General features: G+C 51.8%; 23 protein-coding genes. 5 read left to right on the top strand and 18 right to left on the bottom strand.

The features are described 5' to 3' along the window. Window positions 1-33: 33 nt before the first annotated feature. The 4 genes from ACMXD4_RS11885 to ACMXD4_RS11900 all read right to left on the bottom strand — a co-directional run bounded on the left by ACMXD4_RS11885 (window position 34) and on the right by ACMXD4_RS11900 (window position 5,294). Window positions 34-276 (bottom strand): hypothetical protein, encoded by a 243-nt coding sequence (locus tag ACMXD4_RS11885; protein ID WP_205454290.1) that lies wholly within the window; start codon window positions 274-276, stop codon window positions 34-36. A 22-nt stretch (window positions 277-298) separates the two neighbouring features. Continuing rightward, complete coding sequence (ribD, locus tag ACMXD4_RS11890) at window positions 299-1,390, bottom strand: bifunctional diaminohydroxyphosphoribosylaminopyrimidine deaminase/5-amino-6-(5-phosphoribosylamino)uracil reductase RibD (RefSeq protein WP_415878173.1); 1,092 nt, start codon at window positions 1,388-1,390, stop codon at window positions 299-301. Continuing rightward, on the bottom strand, window positions 1,380-1,838 hold the full coding sequence (gene nrdR / locus ACMXD4_RS11895) for a transcriptional regulator NrdR (RefSeq protein WP_064037024.1): 459 nt from the start codon (window positions 1,836-1,838) through the stop codon (window positions 1,380-1,382). Before nrdR ends, ribD begins: the two co-directional genes overlap by 11 nt. A gap of 84 nt (window positions 1,839-1,922) precedes the next feature. Then, window positions 1,923-5,294, bottom strand: a complete 3,372-nt coding sequence (locus ACMXD4_RS11900) for a mechanosensitive ion channel domain-containing protein (protein WP_415878174.1) — start codon at window positions 5,292-5,294, stop codon at window positions 1,923-1,925. A 42-nt stretch (window positions 5,295-5,336) separates the two neighbouring features. Here ACMXD4_RS11900 and ACMXD4_RS11905 point away from each other — a divergent pair, with 42 nt between their 5' ends. Continuing rightward, a complete protein-coding gene (locus ACMXD4_RS11905; RefSeq protein WP_415878175.1) occupies window positions 5,337-5,999 on the top strand; it encodes a class II aldolase/adducin family protein in 663 nt (220 codons plus the stop codon). A 37-nt stretch (window positions 6,000-6,036) separates the two neighbouring features. Continuing rightward, the gene (gene grxC, locus ACMXD4_RS11910; protein WP_033158647.1) at window positions 6,037-6,291 is read left to right on the top strand and encodes a glutaredoxin 3; all 255 of its coding nucleotides are present in this window, start codon (window positions 6,037-6,039) and stop codon (window positions 6,289-6,291) included. Window positions 6,292-6,441: 150 nt separating this feature from the next. On the opposite strand, the gene ACMXD4_RS11915 is transcribed toward grxC, so the two are convergent. The 14 genes from ACMXD4_RS11915 to smpB form a co-directional block, all read right to left on the bottom strand. Further along, window positions 6,442-7,020 carry a PilZ domain-containing protein gene (locus ACMXD4_RS11915; RefSeq protein WP_033158648.1) on the bottom strand — a complete coding sequence of 193 codons (579 nt, stop codon included), beginning with the start codon at window positions 7,018-7,020 and terminating at the stop codon, window positions 6,442-6,444. A gap of 89 nt (window positions 7,021-7,109) precedes the next feature. Next, entirely contained in the window at window positions 7,110-8,297 is a 1,188-nt protein-coding gene (locus ACMXD4_RS11920) for an O-succinylhomoserine sulfhydrylase (RefSeq protein WP_171695310.1), read from the bottom strand. 11 nt (window positions 8,298-8,308) lie between these two features. Continuing rightward, window positions 8,309-9,817 carry an amidophosphoribosyltransferase gene (purF, locus tag ACMXD4_RS11925; RefSeq protein WP_101052408.1) on the bottom strand — a complete coding sequence of 503 codons (1,509 nt, stop codon included), beginning with the start codon at window positions 9,815-9,817 and terminating at the stop codon, window positions 8,309-8,311. 12 nt (window positions 9,818-9,829) lie between these two features. After that, window positions 9,830-10,348, bottom strand: coding sequence for a CvpA family protein (locus ACMXD4_RS11930; RefSeq protein WP_415878176.1), 519 nt, complete (start codon window positions 10,346-10,348; stop codon window positions 9,830-9,832). A 42-nt stretch (window positions 10,349-10,390) separates the two neighbouring features. Continuing rightward, a complete protein-coding gene (locus tag ACMXD4_RS11935; protein ID WP_033158652.1) occupies window positions 10,391-11,227 on the bottom strand; it encodes an SPOR domain-containing protein in 837 nt (278 codons plus the stop codon). A gap of 11 nt (window positions 11,228-11,238) precedes the next feature. Continuing rightward, window positions 11,239-12,504 (bottom strand): bifunctional tetrahydrofolate synthase/dihydrofolate synthase, encoded by a 1,266-nt coding sequence (gene folC / locus ACMXD4_RS11940; RefSeq protein WP_415878177.1) that lies wholly within the window; start codon window positions 12,502-12,504, stop codon window positions 11,239-11,241. Window positions 12,505-12,515: 11 nt separating this feature from the next. Continuing rightward, a complete protein-coding gene (accD, locus tag ACMXD4_RS11945) occupies window positions 12,516-13,457 on the bottom strand; it encodes an acetyl-CoA carboxylase, carboxyltransferase subunit beta (protein WP_101052404.1) in 942 nt (313 codons plus the stop codon). A 24-nt stretch (window positions 13,458-13,481) separates the two neighbouring features. Then, window positions 13,482-14,285, bottom strand: coding sequence for a tryptophan synthase subunit alpha (gene trpA, locus ACMXD4_RS11950; RefSeq protein ID WP_415878178.1), 804 nt, complete (start codon window positions 14,283-14,285; stop codon window positions 13,482-13,484). Beyond that, window positions 14,282-15,484, bottom strand: coding sequence for a tryptophan synthase subunit beta (trpB, locus tag ACMXD4_RS11955; RefSeq protein ID WP_101052402.1), 1,203 nt, complete (start codon window positions 15,482-15,484; stop codon window positions 14,282-14,284). The genes trpA and trpB overlap by 4 nt, the downstream gene beginning before the upstream one ends. Window positions 15,485-15,489: 5 nt before the next feature. Continuing rightward, window positions 15,490-16,110, bottom strand: coding sequence for a phosphoribosylanthranilate isomerase (locus ACMXD4_RS11960; RefSeq protein ID WP_415878179.1), 621 nt, complete (start codon window positions 16,108-16,110; stop codon window positions 15,490-15,492). 119 nt (window positions 16,111-16,229) lie between these two features. Beyond that, window positions 16,230-16,991, bottom strand: coding sequence for a DUF2231 domain-containing protein (locus ACMXD4_RS11965; protein WP_415878180.1), 762 nt, complete (start codon window positions 16,989-16,991; stop codon window positions 16,230-16,232). Between the two features lie 51 nt (window positions 16,992-17,042). Then, window positions 17,043-18,068 (bottom strand): FAD:protein FMN transferase, encoded by a 1,026-nt coding sequence (locus ACMXD4_RS11970; protein WP_415878181.1) that lies wholly within the window; start codon window positions 18,066-18,068, stop codon window positions 17,043-17,045. 15 nt (window positions 18,069-18,083) lie between these two features. Continuing rightward, on the bottom strand, window positions 18,084-18,650 hold the full coding sequence (locus tag ACMXD4_RS11975) for a hydrolase (RefSeq protein WP_415878182.1): 567 nt from the start codon (window positions 18,648-18,650) through the stop codon (window positions 18,084-18,086). Window positions 18,651-18,655: 5 nt separating this feature from the next. After that, window positions 18,656-19,141, bottom strand: coding sequence for an SsrA-binding protein SmpB (gene smpB, locus ACMXD4_RS11980; RefSeq protein WP_020481594.1), 486 nt, complete (start codon window positions 19,139-19,141; stop codon window positions 18,656-18,658). A gap of 100 nt (window positions 19,142-19,241) precedes the next feature. Between smpB and ACMXD4_RS11985 the strand changes: the two genes are divergently transcribed. Genes ACMXD4_RS11985 through ACMXD4_RS11995 form a run of 3 tightly spaced genes read left to right on the top strand, consistent with a single transcriptional unit; the run spans window position 19,242 to window position 21,309 of the window. Beyond that, on the top strand, window positions 19,242-20,600 hold the full coding sequence (locus ACMXD4_RS11985; RefSeq protein ID WP_415878183.1) for a sodium-dependent transporter: 1,359 nt from the start codon (window positions 19,242-19,244) through the stop codon (window positions 20,598-20,600). Further along, a complete protein-coding gene (locus tag ACMXD4_RS11990; protein ID WP_020481596.1) occupies window positions 20,601-21,038 on the top strand; it encodes a type II toxin-antitoxin system RatA family toxin in 438 nt (145 codons plus the stop codon). Next, window positions 21,028-21,309, top strand: a complete 282-nt coding sequence (locus ACMXD4_RS11995) for an RnfH family protein (RefSeq protein WP_415878184.1) — start codon at window positions 21,028-21,030, stop codon at window positions 21,307-21,309. The genes ACMXD4_RS11990 and ACMXD4_RS11995 overlap by 11 nt, the downstream gene beginning before the upstream one ends. Window positions 21,310-21,331: the final 22 nt, after the last annotated feature.

Below are 21,331 nucleotides of genomic sequence, written 5' to 3' on the forward strand. Positions count from 1 at the left end.
TATCACTCAAAAAAGTAAAAATGTCCGTTACGATCAGCGCGGAGCGGTCTCGGTGGATGGCTTTGGGGTTTGGGGGGCCGTGTCTTTGTTTGGCGACTTGGCCGGCTTACGATAAACATCAAAGGTTTGATAGGTGCCGCTATGATAATCGTAGACTTCGATTTCGTGCTTTTCGCCGATCACTTTGCCGCCTTGAATCTGCAAGGTGCTGGTTTCCGGTTTATCGTCCTCATCCGCCGTCGCCCAAGCAGGCAGCAGGCTAATTAACAATGTCATTACAACAATACTTTTCATCGTTTCAATCAGTTTTTGCTTGATAGCGCAATCTCAAATCCGGTCCAATTTGCCGGGCTTCTAGCAGGCGCAGGCATTTTTTATCCTGCATGGTCAATATGCCCGACAGAGTGAACAGGCCGCGCGCTTGATCGCCCAATACACAGGGCGCCATGTAAATCAACCATTCATCGATCAGCCCACTATCGAGCAGCGCACCGTTCAGTGTGGCCCCGGCCTCCACCCAAACCGTGTTGATTTGTAACTCGGCGAGCAACTTAAAAACCTGCGCTAAGTCTACGCGACCATTCCGCGCATCGACTTGAAAGACTTTGCAGCCCACATCGCGTAATTTCTGCTGTTTTAGCGCGTCGTCACTACAGGTCATGATCCAGACGTCTACCGCATTGTCCAACAGCCTGGCGGATAAAGGCATGCGTAATTGCGAATCCAGCACCACTTTGACCGGCTGCACAGCATCGAAATCCACACGCGCATTCAATTGCGGATCGTCGTACAGCACCGTATCAATGCCGGTGACAATCGCGCTGCTGGCCGCCCGCCAGATCTGCACGTCTTGCCTGGCGTGGACGGACGTAATCCATTGACTCTCTCCGGAGGCCAGCGCGGTGCGACCGTCTAAGCTCATGGCCAGCTTGCTGCGTATCCACGGCAAACCCTGCCGCATACGTTTAAAAAAGCCTTGGTTTAGCTTTTCGGCTTCTTGCTGCAAGACGCCGACTAGCACCTCAATGCCGGCTTCGCGGAGTTTTTGCAAACCGCGGCCAGCCACCAGAGGATTGGGGTCCTGCATCGCCACGACGACTCGACGGATGCCGGCAGCGATTAATGCCTCGCAGCACGGGCCGGTTTTACCATGATGGCTGCAAGGCTCCAGCGTCACATAAGCTGTCGAGCCTTTGGCGTTGTCTGTTTTGGCCAGCGCATCGACTTCGGCATGGGCAAAGCCGGCGCGTTGTGTCCAACCCTCGGCAATCACCTTTTCGTCCTTGACCAACACACAGCCGACATGCGGATTGGGGTCGGTCGTGTATTTACCGTTCTGCGCCAATTTGACGGCTCGCGCCATATAGGCCGCGTCTTGGCTAGGCGTCATGCTTTTGCAGATTTTCGATCATCGCGGTGAATTCGGAGACATCCTGGAAGCTGCGATACACCGAGGCGAAACGCACGAAAGCGACATGATCGAGTGTTTGCAATTCTTGCATCACCAATTCACCCAATTCGCGAGCCGGAATCTCGCGCTCGCCTTTTGCCGTCAGGGCTTTCTTGATCCGGCTAAGTGCTGCCTCGACAGCGTCTACTTGTACCGGGCGCTTTTCCAGAGCTCGCTGCATGCCGGCTCGCAGTTTGGCTTCGTCGAAGCTTTGCCGGGCGCCGTTGCGTTTGATGATACGCGGCAAGGTCAATTCAACCACTTCAAAGGTGGTAAACCGCTCTTTGCAGGCCACGCATTCGCGACGGCGTTTGACTTGATCGCCGTCGTCGGCCAAGCGGGTATCGATTACCCGAGTATCTTGTGCTGAGCAAAACGGACAACGCATAGTTAAAGAGCCAAAGCCAGGTTCAAAGGGCGGCCATTTTATTACAGAATGGCTTTATATTGAAATCGGCTAATAAACCGCGCCTCATTCGTTCAATATCCCTTTTGCTACTGAACGGATATGCACGTCGCGCTGGGGATACGGTATCTCAATATGATGGGCCAGCAAGGCTTCGTAAATTTTCGTGTGCAGACGATGGGTAACCACCGTCCTATCGCTGAGTTCGCGGACAAATACGTTAATTTTGAACTGTAGGGCGCTATCACCAAAACCAATAAAGATTACCATCGGTTCCGGATCGCTCAGCACTTGCTCTACGCTTTTTACCGCATCAGCCAGAATTTCCTCGACCATCTCCACGCTGGTGCCGTAGGCCACGCTGACCGGCACCACCACCCGGGTGACGGTATCCGATAACGTCCAGTTGATCAATCGGTCGGTAATAAAGGTTTTATTCGGCACTACCAACTCTTTTCTATCCCAATCGACAATATGCGTCGCCCTCATTTGTATTTTGCTAACCCGACCCGTGACATCGCCGACGGTCACGGTGTCTCCGACCCGAATCGGCCGTTCGAACAGCAAAATAATACCCGATACCATGTTCGCGAAAATCTCCTGCAAGCCAAAACCTAAACCTACTGACAGCGCAGCTACCAGCCACTGCACTTGCGACCAGCTACCGCCAAGCTCGTTGGCAATCGCCAGAAAGGCCACGGTAATCAGTGAATAGCGCACCAATTGAATCAGCGCGTAACGGCTACCGGCGGTCATCGCGAACTTGCCGGCGGTTATCAAATCGACCAGAGCCGGAAAATTACTGGCAAATATAAAAGCCAGTCCGCTATACACTAAACAAATCAATAGATTGATCAAGGTAATGGGCGCTAATATTTCCTTGCCGTCCACCATTTCACTATGCTGCCACAGCACCACCTGATCGAATACCGTCAAAGCCGGTAAAATATCGCTCCAGATCATCCAGAAACCGACCAACATGATCACCATGACCACCGTGGTCAACAACTTATGGCTTTGCTGATTAATTTTGGAAATATCCAGCAACTGCTCCTCGACAGGATACCCCCCTTCCAGATTGGCGCTGCTAACGGCGGCTTGCTCGACCTGCTTGCGTTTTTTTTCCGCATTCTTCAACGCCAGCTTGCGTTCGGTATTGCGCAACCAACGAAATAACAAGCCTTGGAACAATACGGTGAGAAAGATCAAACGCAAGCTCATTATCAACTTGCCTTGCAGTTCGAGCGCACTTTGGTAATAGCCCGTCACCCCAAAACCGATGATTACCAAGGGTACCAAAATCGCAATTGCGTACCACACATAGCGCAAGCGGCTAATCCAGCCTTCCGATTGCAAATACCAGTTCTTTGCCAATCCCGACTGCGGGTGCATCAGACGGTGAAACAAATAGGCCATCGTTGCCATCATCACGATCAAAGCAGTTCGGCCCAATGCATAACTGTGTTCGGAGAACAGATCACTACCGGTCATTGAGATAAGAAACACGCAGGGCACCAGTATGAATCGGGCCCACTTCATTTGCGTGTACAACAACAAAATAGCGTGATCCGACCAATGGAACAGGGTATCCGCGACACCTCGCGGCCTAAACAATCGATAGAAGAATTGCACCAGGCACAATGACAAGGCCGAAGCGATTAAACCGGCGGCGAACGAGTGACTGAAAAAATCGGCTCTTGCGTTCAATATCAGCACGCCACCGATCCAGGCCATCAACAAGGCCCCGTAAAGAGACATCAATAACAGATAAAGCAGACTGGAAACAATGTCGCCAAAATCGTGATTGATGGCTTTTTTTGCTAACAGCACGGCGAGTTGCTGCTTGATTCGAACCCGGAAACGCCAATGGAGAATTACGATACCCAAACCCACCAATACCAGGAGCGGAAAATGGTTGATGCCATCCCAAAAAGCCGTCGCCACACCTAGCCAATTGCTCGGACTCATGAACCATAGCAATGAGGAAAAAATTTCCTGAAAATAATGTTTGTCGATAACCGGCGCACTAGGCACCCACAATAAACGCTGATCCAGATAGCCGCTAAATTTATCGGCGATACTCAACATTTGCTGCAAACTGAAATCAACGTCACCCAAGAGCCGTCCGTAGTCGTTATATCCGCCGGCCAGTCTCGCCACCAGGTCTTTCTGGTCGTTCAACAACATGCGTAACTCGGTACGCACCCGTAGCCTTTCCGACTCGTCCGTCTCCGCCGGCAATTGGGCAATGCGCGTCAGCAACACCTGGTTAATATCGGCCAGACTTTTTTTGGCCTCGTCCAACTTGAACATTTCCAGACTGGTCAAGGCAATCTGGTTTTGAACCTCTTCACTCAAGGTGCCGTATTGTTTACGTTGCGGCAAGTTACGGCGCTGTTCGCGCAGTAAATTGCCCAAAGCAGGACTTAAGCCCGCCAGGCTGATTTTTTGCTCGGCGCTCTGAAAATCTTTCTCCAGCTGCTTATATCGAACGTCTATTTCATTTTTTTGGAGCGAGTACTGCTCCATGTTTTTATTGATTTCCTGCAAACTGCGGTTGAACTGCATGTTCTCTTTCGTGGCAGCCCGAATCAACGGATGTTTGCCCTCCGCGTCCTTTTCGGCCTGCAATAATGCTGCCTGTTCTTTGTCGGTTTCCTGCTGACGCCACTCAAGCAGGAAATTATCGAGGTCGGCAATCACCAAGCTCTGCTGCTCGCGCTGCAAGGTCAACAGATGGACACGATCTTTATTGGTTTGTAATTGCAGAGGATTGCTAAGATTTTCCAGCTCCAGCGTTTTCAGCGTGCTGTTTAACAAGCGAATCCGGCTATCCAACTGTACCTGTCTGGCTTCTTTTTGATAGAGATTATCGCCGGACTCAGACGCCAATACTTGTTGTTCATGCTGACTGGCAACCTGCTTGCTTTTGATTTCGGATACTTTTTCCCTGATCAATTGCGGGCGGCCGCTCAGTTCGCCCAACGTGGCTTCGATACGGCTGATCTCCGCATCCATATCGCTAAGCCGGGTTTTTTCGATAAGCAGACGTTGCTCCAACTCATCCGTCGGAAAAATCGTGAGCTTCTCCGGCTTACGAGTTTTCAAATTGCTTTCGGCCTCGGCTATTTGTCTTGCCAATTGCTTCACTTCTAGGGGCAAGCTGTTTAATGCCTGCTTGAACGACTCAGCCTGTTTATCCTGGGCCTCCAGTTCATTGAGGTTATCTTCGCTCTCCTGATAAGCGGCCAGAATCCGTTTTTTTTGTTCTTCAGGCAGATTTTGCTTGTCTTTGACGGTCTGAATACGTTGTTGTATGTCGGCAAGCGATAGCACTTTAATCGCTGTATTTTGATTTGCGGCGTGGGCAAGGTTTAAACTGATCAACAAAAACAGCAAACAAAAGGCAAAGCCGGGTCTTAAAAAATTTGGTTTCATGCGTTGGCTGGATAAAAATAAATCTTAAAACACATTATAAGAATGGAAAACGGATTGAGCGAACTGGAAGGTGTTATTAAATATCGCCTTGATCATCAGCATGGCGAGTTCGCGGCAGACATTGATATCAGCGAACTCAACGCCTGGCGCAGCCTGTTTTATCGCTTGCGGCTGATTGGGCAAATCGCCGAAAAATACGCTGGGCTGGGATTTGGCAATATCAGTCGACGCTTGGCTCCCGGTGGTCAGGCGCTTTTGATATCCGGCACACAAACCGGACACTTGCCGGTCCTTAACAAGCAACACTATGCGCTGATCGAAAGCGCATCGCCGGAACGTAATACCATCAAGTCGCGCGGCTTATCTCAACCGTCCTCGGAAGCACTCACCCACGCCAGCGTTTATCGTCAACACCCGGCGATTGGTGCCGTGATACATGTGCACTGCCCGGAGTTGTGGTTACAGACCGACCGGCTGAATCTGGCTTTTACTGCGGCAGACGTGCCCTACGGCACCCCGGAAATGGCCAACGCCGTTGCCGAGTTATTTGCCTCAGGTAGACTGCAACAAACTGGATTATTCAGCATGCTTGGTCACGCTGACGGGATTGTGGCGTTTGGCGCGACCTTATCCGCAGCGTCCTGCTTATTAATCGAGGAACTCGCCAAGGCCATGACTATTGAGCAAAAGCAGCCGTCGCTTTAGAATACCTTCATTCATTAGCATTTATTAATTTTTTCTCATGCCGGAAATTATCATTTACACCGCGAAGCTCTGCCCGTATTGCACCATGGCAAAAAAACTTTTTGATCGCAAAGGCGTCGGCTATACGGAAATCAATGTGGATGCCGAACCTGGACTACGCCAGCAAATGATGGAAAAAACCAAACGTCGCACGGTACCGCAAATCTATATCGGTGAGCGGCATATTGGGGGGTTTGATGATTTGCATGCGCTGGATATGAGCCACGAACTGGATCCGCTATTAAACGCTTAAGCAGGTCAGCACGGGTTTTGACATGAATTTTTGGACTCGTTTCTAACTAAATGAGTCCAACTGCGATATACATATTCGTATTGTGCACGTTAACGTCTGGCCCAAAACTCCCCAGAGCGAATGAACCGGCGCAAGCGGGTTAACCTGACTTTATTTAACGATGACCAGTTGCAGACCGAGGCGGGTGACCAGCTCGTTGCTCTCGACCCAAACCACTTTGCCCAAAGCGCTCAATCCCAGTTCAGCAGCCAACAACTTAACCGGAGCGTTGACCTTAATACAGGAATGATGACCGGTTAATTTCAGGCACATACCCTGTACCGAACGATTCACACCTTCCACGTTGAAGCGCTCCTTGTCGATAAACAATTCGGCTTTAAACGCTTCGAGTTTGCGGTAACCGCACCGCTTGCGCCAAAGTTTGTGGGCGTTATGTACGACATCCCGAAACTCCAGGCCCATCATGATGCGGTTGCGTTCCCTTTTAACCCAAACAATATCCACCTCGCCGGCCAACATTAATTCGGCGACAAATATTTCAGCTTGCCGGTCTTCGTTCAGCAACGCTTCGAAATCCTGAATAGTGGTGAGCAAATCGCCAGGACTGACTTCGACCATCGCACCTTTCAGCGACACATCGTAGCAATTCAGTTGCAAGGTTTCGCCACCCACAAACAGTTGGCCTTCCGCGTTAAAGTTTTTTCGGTACTCTTTTCTATCCTGAAACATGATCGCAATCTCTCTATAACGTCGGTCAAAGATAGCTTAATTTTGGATTTGCGTGGCGAGACAGCAGGCTTGACCGCCCCGCACCATCATTAACTTGTCAGTCCGTTAAGCAAATCGGCCTTGATGTCATCGATGTTTTCCAAGCCCACCGAAATTCTCACCAAGCTGTCTTTGATTCCAGCCTCGGCGCGCGCTTCCGGCGTCAACCGGCCATGCGTGGTCGTTGCGGGATGGGTGATAGTGGTTTTGACATCGCCTAGATTCGCCGTGATCGACAACATGCGTGTCGAGTCAATCAGCTGCCAGGCGTGATCTTTACCGCCTTGCAATTCGAAACTGACCACTGCGCCGAAATGCGTCTGCTGGCGCTTAGCCAACTCGTGCTGGGCATGCGATTCCAATCCGGGGTAATGCACCTTGGCTACAGCCGGTTGTTGCTCCAGCCATTTGGCCAGTTCAAACGCACTATCGCAATGCGCTTTCATGCGCAAAGCCAGCGTTTCCAGTCCACCCAGAAACACCCAGGCATTGAACGGGCTCATCGTCGCGCCGCCGGTACGCAGATAGGGATACACGTATTTTTCGATTAATTCTTCGTTGGCTACCACCGCGCCGCCGACGCAACGCCCTTGGCCATCGATGTATTTGGTCGTGGAATGCACCACCAAATCGGCGCCCAAGGTTAATGGCTGCTGCAAGATCGGCGTGCAGAACACGTTATCAACCACCAAGAGCGCGCCATGCCGATGTGCTATATCGGCTATGGCCCGAATGTCGGCGATTTCAATTAAAGGATTGGACGGCGTTTCCAGAAACAGAAACCGGGTATTAGGCTTAATCGCCGCTTCCCAGGCCGCCGGATCGGTCAAGCTGACGAAATCGGTCTCGACGCCAAATTTGCCGAAATAATTTTGGAAAGTCAGTACCGTGTTGCCGAACACACTGCGCGAACAGACTACATGGTCGCCAGCCTTCAGCAGAGCCATACCCACCGCCATGATCGCCGCCATGCCCGACGCAAACGCCAGGCAGCGCTCGCCTTTTTCCAGATACGCTAAACGCTCTTGAAACGCGCTGACGGTCGGGTTGGTGAAGCGTGAGTAGATATTGCCGGGTTGCTTTCCGGTAAAGCGCAGCGCCGCTTCCTCAGCCGATTTGAACACATAGCTGGAGGTAGCAAAAATCGGGATGCTATGTTCGTCTTCGTGAGTACGCTTGTGCCCAGTGCGGATGGCCTGAGTTTCTGGGGCATAATCTTGCCAATCAAATTCACTCATTTCGGGTCCTGTTACTTTGCAACCTGCATCTCTATGATAAAGCTGCTGCTGTTGCGCAATTCCTGCGCATTGTCATTGCGCAAGGCTTCGATGCGCGCCAGATAAGCATCGTCGATATCGCCGGTAATGTAATCGTGGCTGAAGCATGAGGTATCGAAATGCTTGATGTCCGGATTACCTCTACCGACCGCTTCGATCAGATCGTCCAAGCTTTGATAAATCAGCTTATCCGCGCCCAAGGCCTGGCAAATTTCCTCCTCGGTACGGTCGTGCGCTATTAACTCATGCGCGGCAGGCATATCAATGCCATAGACATTGGGATAACGAACCGGCGGCGCCGCAGACGCAAAATATACTTTCTTGGCACCGGCATCGCGGGCCATCTGGATGATCTGCTCGGAAGTCGTGCCGCGCACGATGGAATCGTCTACCAACAATACATTCTTACCGTCAAATTCCAGCGAAATAGCATTCAGTTTTTGCTTGACCGATTTTTTGCGCATTTTTTGTCCAGGCATTATGAAAGTCCGGCCGATATAGCGGTTTTTCATAAAGCCTTCGCGAAACTTCACACCTAGGTCGTGGGCAATCTGGGACGCAGCGGTGCGGCTGGTATCCGGAATCGGAATCACCACGTCGATGTCGTGGTCCGGCCATTCCCGTTGAATTTTTTCTGCCAGTTTTCTGCCCATCCGCATTCTGGCTTTGTACACCGAAATATTGTCGATGATCGAATCCGGCCGGGCGAAATACACATATTCGAAAATACACGGGCAATGATCGACTAATTCGGTACATTGCCGGGTATGTAACTGACCATCCGCTTCGATGAACACGGCTTCGCCCGGCTCGATGTCGCGTATCAATTGAAAATCCAACACGTCCAGCGCCACGCTTTCGGAAGCGATCATGTAATCAGTGCCATCCTCGGTTTTGCGTTTGCCAAACACAATGGGGCGAATGCCATGTGGGTCTCGGAAACCCAGTACGCCGAAACCGGCGATCATCACCACCACGGCATAGGCGCCGCGAATACGCTTATGCACGGCACTGACGGCCTGGAACACGTCATCCACGGTTAGTTTGAGTTTGCCGAATTGCGCCAATTCATGCGCGAATACGTTCAACAATACTTCGGAATCTGAATCGGTATTGATGTGACGTTGGTCATCCATGAACACCTGATATTTCAGTTCTTCGGTATTGGTCAGATTGCCGTTGTGCGCCAAGGTCAAACCGAACGGCGAGTTCACGTAAAAAGGTTGGGCTTCCGCGGAACTGGTGCAACCCGCGGTCGGATAGCGCACATGGGCAATGCCCATATTGCCTTTCAGCTTCATCATTTGCTTGCTGGAAAATACATCCCGCGCCAAACCGTTATCCTTACGCAAATGCAAACGGCTACCGTCGCACGTGACAATACCGGCGGCATCCTGACCCCGGTGCTGAAGTACCGTCAGGGCGTCGTATAAATCCTGATTAACACTTTGATTGGAAACAATAGCGGCAATACCACACATAGCAGACCCAAGTTATCGATAATGGATGTAATCCGCCAAACCGGTCGGCATGTGGGTTTTCAACCACATCGCCAAGGCTTGGAACGGAGGAATGAGAAGGGATTGTTTCCACCAGGGATCTTCCGGCAACGGCGTTAGCCCGGCCAGCATCACCAACAAGGAAACCAGTACCGCCCCGCGGGCAATACCGAATAACATACCCAGCAGACGATCACTACCGGTCAAGCCGGTCTTCTCGATAAGCTGACTCAGCAAAAAACTGATTAAACTACCCAAAATTAAGGTGGCGAAAAAAAGCAACGCGAACGCGGCGGCGATTCTGGCCGAAGGATAGCTGATGGTCGATTGCAACAATACCGAAACATCGCGGCAGTACTGCGTTGCCACCCATACCGCCACTATCCAAAGCACCAATGCAAACGCTTCTTTAACAAATCCGCGCATTAGGCCCATTATCGCCGAAATCAAGATAATGGAGATGACGACGTAATCCACCCACAGCAACTTGGCCCAGGGTACAAAATCCAACATGATCTAGCCGGCTAAATCAAACAAAACGACGTTGGCAAAGGGCTATTCGTCCGCCGAAACAAAACTGTTGACGTTAATTTGCGCCAATTTGGCCTTAACCGCCTGAGCCTTGGCTTTATCAACGATAGGCCCTATGCGTACTTTAAACACAGTACCTTTATCGCTGGCAACCTCTCTAACCGATGCGGCGAAACCTTGTTGCTTGAGATTATCCTGCAAACTGACTGCGTTGGGTTTTTGACTGAACGTACCCACCTGCAAATACCAGCGATTGCTGTCCTCGGCCGCCGCCGGCGCTTTGCTGGCCGGTGTAGCCACCTGTGCAGGGGCCGCAACTGCCGCTACCTCTGCTTTGGGTTCAGGTAATTTGTTAACCGGTTTAAGCACTTTCGGAGTCGGACTCACCGCTTGTAAAGGCTGGACGGCAGGCGCCGGCGATTTACTTGGCTTGCTAAGGACTGCCGGCGGCACGTCTTCCGCTTCAGCGGGTTCTTCATCGACTTGCGCCACGGCTGCCGCCTGTGTAGCAGGTTTGGCGGCCGGCAGACTGCGTAGCGCCGGCGCGGTCTCTTTAGCGGTCAATTTAACTTGTGGCTTGGGCGCTTCCAACTCTGCTTCCGATTCGCCTTCTTCCAGCACTTTCATCGTTTGTTTGGGCGCAGTCTCGGCCGGCAGAGTTTCCGCCACCTCTTCAACTTTTTCCGGCAAAGGCATGATTTCCACATCTTGAGCCTTGGCAGGCAGCTCGGGAATTTTCAATTCATTGATGCTTTTGCCGGTTTCGTCTATCGGGTCGTCAAATAACATCGGCACGAAAATCGCCGCCAACGCGGTAATGACCGCCGCACCAATCAATCGCTGCTTTAACTCTTGATCCATTCTGATCACCTCTAAGAAAATTTCGATAAATATTCGGATACTAGAAAAAAAGAACCAAAAATCAAAAGCAAGTCGTCCTGTCCGGTATTTTGCCGGGCGGTTTGAAATGCCTCGGTAAAATCGGTAAAACCGCTACGGACGTTATCCAGGCCTTGTTGCTGAAAGATGGTTTCTAACATATCCGGAGTTGCAGCGCGAGGATTAGCAAGTGGCGCTAAATACCACGTGGTCACTCTGTCGCGCATCATGTTCAATACGCCGGCAATATCTTTATCCCGCATCATTGCAAAAACTGCATGTATTCTGATCTCGGGGAAGTATTCAGACAAATAGTTGATTAATGTTTGCACAGCCTGCGGGTTGTGCCCGACATCAAGCAAAATGCGCGGCGCGTCGGCAATCAACTGAAAACGTCCTGCTAGCCGGGCACTTTCCAAGCCTTGCCGAATTGCATCGTCACTGACCGCTAATAAAGGCTGTAGGGTGTTTATAGCCATAATCGCCGCGGAAGCATTTCGATATTGGTGTTCGCCCTTAAACGCCGGCGCCGGCAAGCGATCTATTTGCTTATCCGCAGAGCGCCATTCCCAGCTATCGCGCTGTTTTTGATAACTGAATTCGCTGTCCATTTGCAGCGCAATGGCTCCGACTTGCTCGGCTACTTCGACTACTGAGCGTGGCGCTTGCGCATCGCCGATTATAGCCGCCACACCGGCTCTAAAAATGCCGGCTTTTTCCCGACCGATGGCTTCTTCGGTATGCCCCAGCCAATCCACATGATCAAGTGCTATCGTCGTCACAATCGCTGCATCGGGGTCAATAATATTCACCGCATCAAGTCTGCCGCCTAAACCGACTTCCAGTAACTGAATATCCAGATCTGCCTCGGCGAAAATACCCAAGGCTGCCAACGTGCCAAACTCGAAATAGCTCAAACTGGTCTCGCCGCGCGCCGCATCAATGCGGGTAAAAGCATCGCAAATCAAGGCATCCTCGACCGGCACACCATCAATACGAATGCGTTCGTTATAGCGCAAAATATGCGGCGATGTGTAAGCGCCAACCCGGTAGCCCGCGGCCCGATAGATCGCTTCCAGAAACGCCACGCAGGAACCCTTGCCGTTGGTACCAGCAACGGTGATGGTTAGCGGTTTTTTTTGTTCGGGATTAAGCTGCCGATATACGCCAGCAACTCTTCCCAACCCTAAATCGATAGGCCGAGGATGTAGTTTTTCCTGCCAATCCAACCAGGCTTGCAGCGAATCAAAACGTGTCATTTCGACCGTATTTATTCCTGAGACTGCAGATTATCGCTCTCACCCTGATTGCTTAATGGCTCGCTGGTGGCAATCACTCCGACCACGTCGGCACTGCTGCTACCGGCGCACATAATAGCCAGAATGCTGGCTATTTTATCGCGCATCTCGCGGCGATCAACGATCATGTCTATGGCCCCGTGTTCCTGCAGAAATTCGCTACGTTGGAAACCTTCCGGCAGCTTCTCGCGCACGGTTTGCTCGATGACTCGCGGGCCGGCAAAGCCGATCAAGGCATCCGGCTCTGCGACGTTAATATCGCCCAACATCGCCAAACTGGCGGAAACACCACCCATGGTGGGGTCGGTCATGAAGGAAATATACGGAATCCCGGCTTCGGCTAGTTTGGTCAAGGCCGCGCTGGTTTTGGTCATTTGAAACAGGGAGAACAAAGACTCCTGCATTCTGGCACCGCCGCTGGCAGTAAAGACGATGAACGGCACACCCGAACGCAAACTTTCGTTCACGCCGCGCACGAATCGCTCACCAACCACCGAACCCATCGAGCCGCCCATGAAACCAAAATCAAACGCCGCCGCAACGATACCGACACCTTTTAGCGTGCCCTTCATCACCACCAACGCATCGTTTTCGTTGCTTTGTTTTTGCGCCTGACTAATCCGGTCTTTATAGCGCTTGCTGTCCTTAAACTTCAAAGGATCGCTGGGCTTTAATCCAGCACCGATTTCTTGACGGCCGTCTTCATCCAAAAACATATTCAAGCGTTTACGCGCCGAAATGCGTAAATGGTGATCGCATTTTGGGCAAACGCTTAAGTTTTTCTCCAGCTCGGCGTTAAACAAAATCGCATCGCAACGCGGACATTTATTCCACAAGCCTTCCGGCACGGTGGTTTTCTTCTGCGAGGATTCGGTTCTGATGGCAGAGGGAACCAGTTTTTCAAACCAACTCATTCGGTGTAGTCTCCGCTTGAAAGCTTAAACATCCATGGCTGCGCGCATGGATTTCAATAAAGTGATGATCTCATGCTTGGCTTGCTGAGGATCATCGAGATTCGCTTCTATTTTACTGATCAACGCGCTACCCACCACGACGCCGTCAGCAATCGCGGCGATGGTTTTGGCCGTATCGGCATCTTTAACACCAAAACCAACCCCAACCGGCAGTGCAGTATTCTGGCGAATGAGTTGCAACTTTTCTTCGACATCGGCGGTATCCAGATGTCCCGCACCCGTGACACCTTTCAGAGACACGTAATACAAGTAACCGCTACCCACCGCATCCATTTTCTGGATCCGTTCAGCATTGGTGTTCGGCGCCAGTAAAAAGATCTGATCAATGCCTCGCTCACGCAGCATACGAACACAAGACTCGGATTCTTCCGGCGGCAAATCCACCGTCAATACACCATCAACCTCAGCGCGCTGCACTGCATTCGCAAAGTCTTCGTAACCCATAATTTCTATAGGATTCAGATAACCCATCAACACCAACGGAGTGTCCTGATCGGTTTTGCGAAACTCCATGGCCATGCTCAATACTTTCCGCAAGCCGACATGATGAGATAAAGCGCGCTCGCTGGCGCGTTGTATCACTGGTCCATCAGCCATTGGATCGGAGAAAGGCACGCCTAATTCGATCACGTCGGCGCCAGCTGCCACCATTTCATGCAGCAGTGGTACGGTAAATTCCGGATAAGGATCGCCGGCGGTAATAAAAGGGATCAAGGCTTTGCGCCCGGAGGCTTTTAAATCAGCAAATTTGTTGGCTAAACGGCTCATAGACTGATGCCCTCGCGTTGCATAATGGTGTGCATGTCTTTGTCGCCGCGTCCGGACAGGTTGACGATAATAATTTGATCCTTGCGCATGGTGGGCGCCAGTTTCATCGTGTAAGCCATCGCGTGGCTGGACTCCAACGCCGGGATAATGCCTTCCATTTTGGTCAGGGCATGAAAGCCTTGCAGGGCCTCATCGTCAGTAATATTCGGATATTGAGCGCGGCCGGTATCTTTCAACCAGGCGTGCTCCGGGCCGACACCGGGATAATCCAGACCGGCGGAAATCGAATGGGTTTCAATAATCTCACCGTCGTCGTCGGCCATCAGATAGGTGCGATTGCCGTGCAATACGCCGGGTCTGCCGGCCGATAACGGCGCGGAATGACGACCGGTTTCGATACCGTCGCCGGCAGCCTCGACACCATACATCTTCACACCGGCATCGTCGATAAACGGATAGAACAAACCGATGGCATTGGAACCACCGCCAACGCAAGCAACCAAAGCATCGGGCAATTTGCCGGCTTGATCCAGACATTGCTGGCGAGCTTCCCGGCCTATCACGGCCTGGAAGTCACGGACCATGGCAGGATAAGGATGCGGACCAGCTACGGTGCCGATAATGTAAAAAGTATTGTCGATATTGGTGACCCAATCGCGCAAGGCTTCGTTCAGCGCGTCTTTCAGGGTTTTGGAACCTGACTCGACCGGCACCACGGTAGCGCCAAGCAACTTCATCCTATAAACATTCAAGGCTTGGCGCGCGACATCGACAGCGCCCATGTAAACCACGCATTCCAAACCCAGGCGCGCGGCTACAGTGGCAGTAGCAACGCCGTGCTGGCCAGCGCCGGTTTCGGCGATGATACGAGTCTTGCCCATGCGCTTCGCCAGCAAAGCTTGCCCAACAGTGTTATTTACCTTGTGCGCGCCGGTGTGATTGAGATCTTCACGCTTCAGATAAATCTGCGCACCGCCCAGATGCTGGCTCCAGCGTTCGGCGTGATACAGCGGCGACGGCCGGCCAACATAATCGCGCAGATCCGCATCCAGCTCGGCAATAAACTCCGGATCCAGCATATAGCGCTGGTAGGCTTCGTTCAGTTCGGTTATGGCCGGCATCAGCGTTTCCGCAACAAAAATACCGCCGTAAGGCCCGAAATGGCCCCGGGTATCCGGCATATCGTATCTATCTGTCATAGTTCTCAAGTCGCTTGATTAGTTATTCTTATGAAAGCAGCCATTTTCGCCGCATCCTTGATGCCTTTCCCGGCCTCAACACCGCTGCTGACATCCAGTGCATACGGTTTTACAGTTTTAATCGCTTCCCCTGCATTTTCCGGCGTCAATCCGCCCGCGAGAATGATCGGCAAACTGCGGGTGCTTGGTATCAAATCCCAGTCAAAACTGCTACCGCTGCCGCCCTGAACGCCCGGATGATAAGCATCCAATAGTAACCCGGCCGAGTCGTGGTACTGCTGTTGCAAGCCGACGACATCGGTATCGGATTGCATGCGAATGGCTTTGATATACGATTTATCGTAAATCCGGCAATCCTCAGCAGGCTCGTCGCCATGAAATTGCAGGCAATCCACTCTCACTTTATTCAATACTTCGCGGATCAAAGCCGGCTCAGCATCGACGAACAAGGCTACCACGTTAACAAAAGCTGGCAACGCTCTACTGATGCTTGTGGCTTGTTCAATACTGACGTTTCTTGGACTGGGCGGATAAAACACCAAACCAATCGCGTCGACGCCCAAATTGGCCGCACAAAGCGCATCCTCCACCTGGGTAAAGCCGCAAATTTTAACGCGGGTACGCATCGAAAGCCTCATAAAAAATGGCGGCGTAGGATAACACAGGTATCCGATATGTCATGTCCGCGCCAATAAAAAAAGGCTGACCCTTGTCAGCCTTCGTCCGGTGGCTACTCAGGTGGGCGTCAATGCGCATGATCATGGTCGTGATGATGACCGGCAGGGCCATGCGGCGTTTCATCCTGATGGGTATCTTCCGGATTCAAATCTTCAATTTCGGTTTCGTCAGGCGTTGCAGGCAAATTCTGCGGCGCAACGCCCTCGTGTTCATGGGCCAGTGCTGCCGCGCGATTGACCTGATCTGCCGCTTGCACGGACACACCATGCTTATAAACCATCAGCCCACCCAGATCGGCTGTAAAAGCCAGCAAAGCCGATAAAATCGCCGCCAGTAATAAATATAGCGTGTTTGCCGGTCCGGCTATCAGCCCTTTACTCAACAAGCGCCACGCTGACAGCAGCGCGGCCAGACTCAATAACGAAATACCTAGGTGCTCATGATGCTCCATGATCTCGTGAACATCACCACCATGCGCGACACTCCCTGCCGCCACCAAACCCGCCGCCACGGTAAGCGCGGCAAACACAGTACCCAGATACAAAAATGCACCGGCAATCTGCCGCCATTCCGAGCGCTTCGCCAAGCTGCCGATCAAATCCAATGTAAAGAACAAGGTCAGCAACGCAATCGGAAAATGTACCAGCAGGGGATGAATATTCTGAAGCGCGGCAATGCCGGGCAACACGCTATTAAAGCTTTCCGCCGGAGATTGGCGCACTAGCACTTCCAGGAATGACAACAAGCTCTCAACCCCGCCAGCCACTCCCCCGCCGTTGTCGCCGCCACCGTGCACGGCGAACGTCAACTGATCGTTTAGACCCCACATAAAATCCCCCCGATTTAGTTTTGCGCGGATACTACCACGATAGAACTAAGCCTAGTTAATCGTCACTTGGGTAGACATGGTCAAGGCTCTCGTTTTGCTTTCCAAAAACTCGGTGCCTTGCTGCTGAATAAACATCACTTGCAATTTCTCGGCATCGGCAAGCTTCATCCCCTCTTCCTGCCCCAGGCATAGCAAAGCGGTAGACCAGGCATCGGCGATAGTCGGACTTTCATTAAACACACTGACCGCCACTAAATCGTGGGTAACCGGCGCACCGTTGCGGGCATCGAGGATGTGGCTGTAACGTTTACCTTTGACATCAAAATAATGCCGATACGTGCCGGAAGTCATCACCGACATAGGGCTGTCTTTGGGCAAGGTCACGACCTTATGCATTTTTTGTTCGCCCGGCAGTGGTTTTTCTACCGCAATCCGCCAAGCCTTGCCGTCCGGTTTGCTACCCAGCGCTTTCAACTCGCCGCCTATTTCCACCAAGTAGTTTTGGATACCCATAGCCTGCAGCGCATTGCTGATTTTCTCTACGCTGTAACCCTGGGCTATCGACGACACATCGACACGCAAATTCGGCAGTTTTTTTGATATATGGCTATCGTCCACCAACTGCAACTTGTCCATGCCGACATTCGCCAAAGCAGCCTGTAACGTTGCATCGTCGGGAATAGTCAAATCATCACCCATGAAGCCCCAAAGCTCGAACAAAGGTTTGATCGTCAAATCGTAACACCCCTGGCTCAGGGCGCTGACGTTCTGCGCGATTTTAACCAAAGCCACGATTTCCTCGCCGACTGGCTGAGCATTCGTCGAAGCGTTGGCATTGAACTGCTCGATTAGCGAATCAGGCCGGTAATTGGACAAGGTTTTATCCAAATCCAGAAATACCTTTTCAACTGCAGCGGTGATTTGCGCCTCGTCCAGGGCTTGCGGCGCCCAATAGCTAATATGGTAAGTGGTCCCTTGCGCAAAACCGCTAAACGTATGCAACGGCGGCAGCGGCTCCGCACAACCTTGTATCAGCAACAGCCCCAGTAAGACCGCATTCCATCCCTTCCTTAGCATTAATCCCCCGTGGCACTAGCGCAAAAGCGCTGAAATAGTTTTGAAATGACTATGCCGAGCATCCCGCAACCATTCGAACAACACGGATTCGTGACAACTCAACGTAACACCTTGCTGCTGCATGCGCTGCAAGGCGTAATCTTTATGCTGGACCTGCCGTGAGCAAACCGCATCAGCCAACACATGCACTTGATAGTTTGCACTTACCAACTCAAGTGCGGTTTGCAACACGCACACATGCGCTTCCTGACCGATGATCACCACTTGCTGCCGACCGGTGTCAGCCAGGGCTTGCTTGAAACCGTCCGCGGCGCAACAAGAAAAACCGGTTTTACTGAAAATCCGGGCGCTGCCGGGCAAACACTCACCAATATCTGCTTGAGTAGGCCCTAGCCCTTGCGGATACTGTTCGGTCACTAACACCGACACATCCAACAGCTCGGCGGCTTTCAGTAAGCGCTGACCGTGCGAGAGCATTTGTTGCAAGTCGGTAGCCGGCATCGCCGCCGACAAACGCTGTTGAATGTCCACCACCAGCAATACGCTGTTGTCTGCCTCCAGTAAATTGGGATGCGTCGCCATCGAGATTAGCCGTGCTTCATGATGCGGGCGCGGTCGCGTTGCCAATCTTTGTCTTTGGACGCCGCGCGTTTGTCGTGCAATTTTTTACCTTTCGCCAGACCGATTTTCAACTTGGCACGGCCCTTAATCCAGTACATCGACAACGGAATCAAGGTATAACCCTTGCGCTCCACGGAGCCGATCAATTTGTTCAATTCACGTCTGTGTAACAACAATTTTTTCTTGCGCACAGCATCGGGGTTGACGTGGGTAGATGCCGACAGCAGCGCCGACACGTGCGCACCGCTCAACCAGGCTTCGCCGCGCCTGATCTCGACATAGCTTTCCTTGAGTTGAATCCGACCGTCGCGCAAGCTTTTGACTTCCCAGCCTTCCAATACCAAACCGGCTTCGAAAGTCTCGTCTATGGTGTACTCGTGGGAGGCCTGGCGATTAACCGCAATCGTGTTATCGGTGGCTTTGTTGTCCTTCTTGGATTTTTTGGCTGCCATTGCGTACCGAAGATTTTTTAAACTGACTGAAAACGTGAATTTTGATATTTTACTCACACACCCGTTAAATAACGACATAAAAACACAAGGGCTCTCCAACATGACCGATAAAACCCCATCCATTCACGGCGAATGGTCCTCCCGTTTCGCCTTTATTCTGGCCGCCACCGGTTCGGCGGTCGGGTTGGGTAATATCTGGAAATTTCCTTACATCACCGGCCAAAACGGTGGCGGCGCTTTTGTGATGGTGTATTTAATCTGCGTGGCAGCCATCGGCATACCGATCATGATTGCGGAAATTATGTTGGGCCGCCGCGGCCGGCAAAGCCCGATCAACACCATGCAAACCCTAGCTGCCGAAGCCAGAGTCGATCCGCGCTGGGGCTATTTAGGCTGGATGGGTATGATCGCCGGTTTCTTAATTCTGGCCTATTACAGCGTGATTGCCGGCTGGGCTATGGCTTACATTTTTAAAGCCTTTTTCGGCGGCTTTTTTGGTACCGACGGCGGCGAAGTGAAGGAAATGTTCGACAATTTGATGGCCAGTCCGATTCAACAAATTTTCTGGCACACCGTGTTCATGTTCATCACAATGCAAGTGGTGATGCGCGGGGTGAAAGGCGGTCTGGAAAAAGCCGTGCGCTTTTTAATGCCGGCCTTATTTGTGATCCTGATTATTTTGGTGGCTTACGCTATGGCATCGGGCTCTTACCCGCAAGGTATCCACTTTTTGTTCAGCCCTGATTTCAGCAAAATTAACGCCGACGCGGTGCTTACCGCGATGGGCCATGCATTCTTTACATTAAGCTTGGGCATGGGCGCGATCATGGTTTACGGCTCTTACCTGCCCGGCCATGTCTCGATTGCCAAAACCACGTTTTTCATCGCCGGCGCGGATACCGCCGTGGCCTTGCTGGCCGGCATCGCCATTTTTCCCTTGGTGTTTGCCAATCAATTGGAAGTCGCCACCGGACCGGGCCTGATCTTTCAAACGCTGCCGTTAGCCTTTGGTCACATGAGTGGCGGTTGGTTATTCGGCGTCCTGTTTTTTGTACTGCTGTTTTTCGCCGCCCTCACCTCGTCAATTTCTTTGATTGAACCGGCCGTGGCCTGGCTGGTGGAAAACAAAAATATTGCTAGGCAAAAAGCCTGCGTCTGGGCAGGCACCGCTTGCTGGGGCCTAGGCGTAGCCGTGGTGTTTTCCTTCAACATTTGGTCCGGCTTTAAAATCTTCGATAAAAATCTGTTCGAACTGCTGGATTACCTAACCGCCAACCTGATGCTGCCTTTGGGCGGTTTGTGCATCGCGGTGTTTGCCGGCTGGATGATGAAACAAGTCCATGCCGAACAGGAGCTGGAACTGCCGGCGCAAGGCTTTCAAGCTTGGCAATTTCTGATCAAATACGTGGCACCGGCAGCGGTATTTATCGTCTTCTTACATGTACTCGGGGTGCTGTAGATGATCACGGTTGTACAAAAAAGCGCCTTGGTCAAATTCTCCGCCAAACAAATGTTTGATCTGGTAGATGATATCGAGTCGTATCCCAAGTTCTTACCTTGGTGTTCCGGCAGCAAAATATTGAAACGCGAAGGCAACATCGTCGAAGGCCAAATCGACATCGCCAAGGCCGGCTTTCATAAATCCTTTACCACCCGCAATAAAGTCGATCAAGGCGGCAGAATCCAGATCAGCTTGCTGGACGGGCCGTTTTCCTCGCTGGAAGGCTTTTGGAGCTTCATGCCGTTGCGGGAGGATGCCAGCAAAATCTCTCTGGACCTGGAGTTCGAGATCTCCGGCATGCTGGCCAACCTGGCCTTTGGCCCGGTGTTCAATCAAATCTGCAACACCATGGTCACCTCCTTCACCCAACGCGCAAAAGCTCTGTATGGCGGATGAGTTGATTGCGGTTGAGGTGGCTTACTCCACGCCAGAACGGCAATTGCTGATTCCTGTCAGCCTGACGGCAAATTCCACCGTCGATCAAGCCATAGAAGTTTCCGGGGTATTGCGGGAGTTTCCGGAAATTGATTTGACTCAGCAGAAGGTTGGGATTTTTGGACAGGTTTGTAATCTGTATAAGTATCTCAGCGCCGGAGATCGTGTGGAGATTTACCGGCCTTTAAAGCAGAATCCAATGGATGCGCGGCGGGGGCGGTTGCAGAAGTAGTCTGGGTAAACTTTTGATGGTT

The sequence above is a fragment of the Methylomonas sp. TEB genome (assembly GCF_047777895.1).
In the GTDB taxonomy this organism is placed as follows: domain Bacteria; phylum Pseudomonadota; class Gammaproteobacteria; order Methylococcales; family Methylomonadaceae; genus Methylomonas.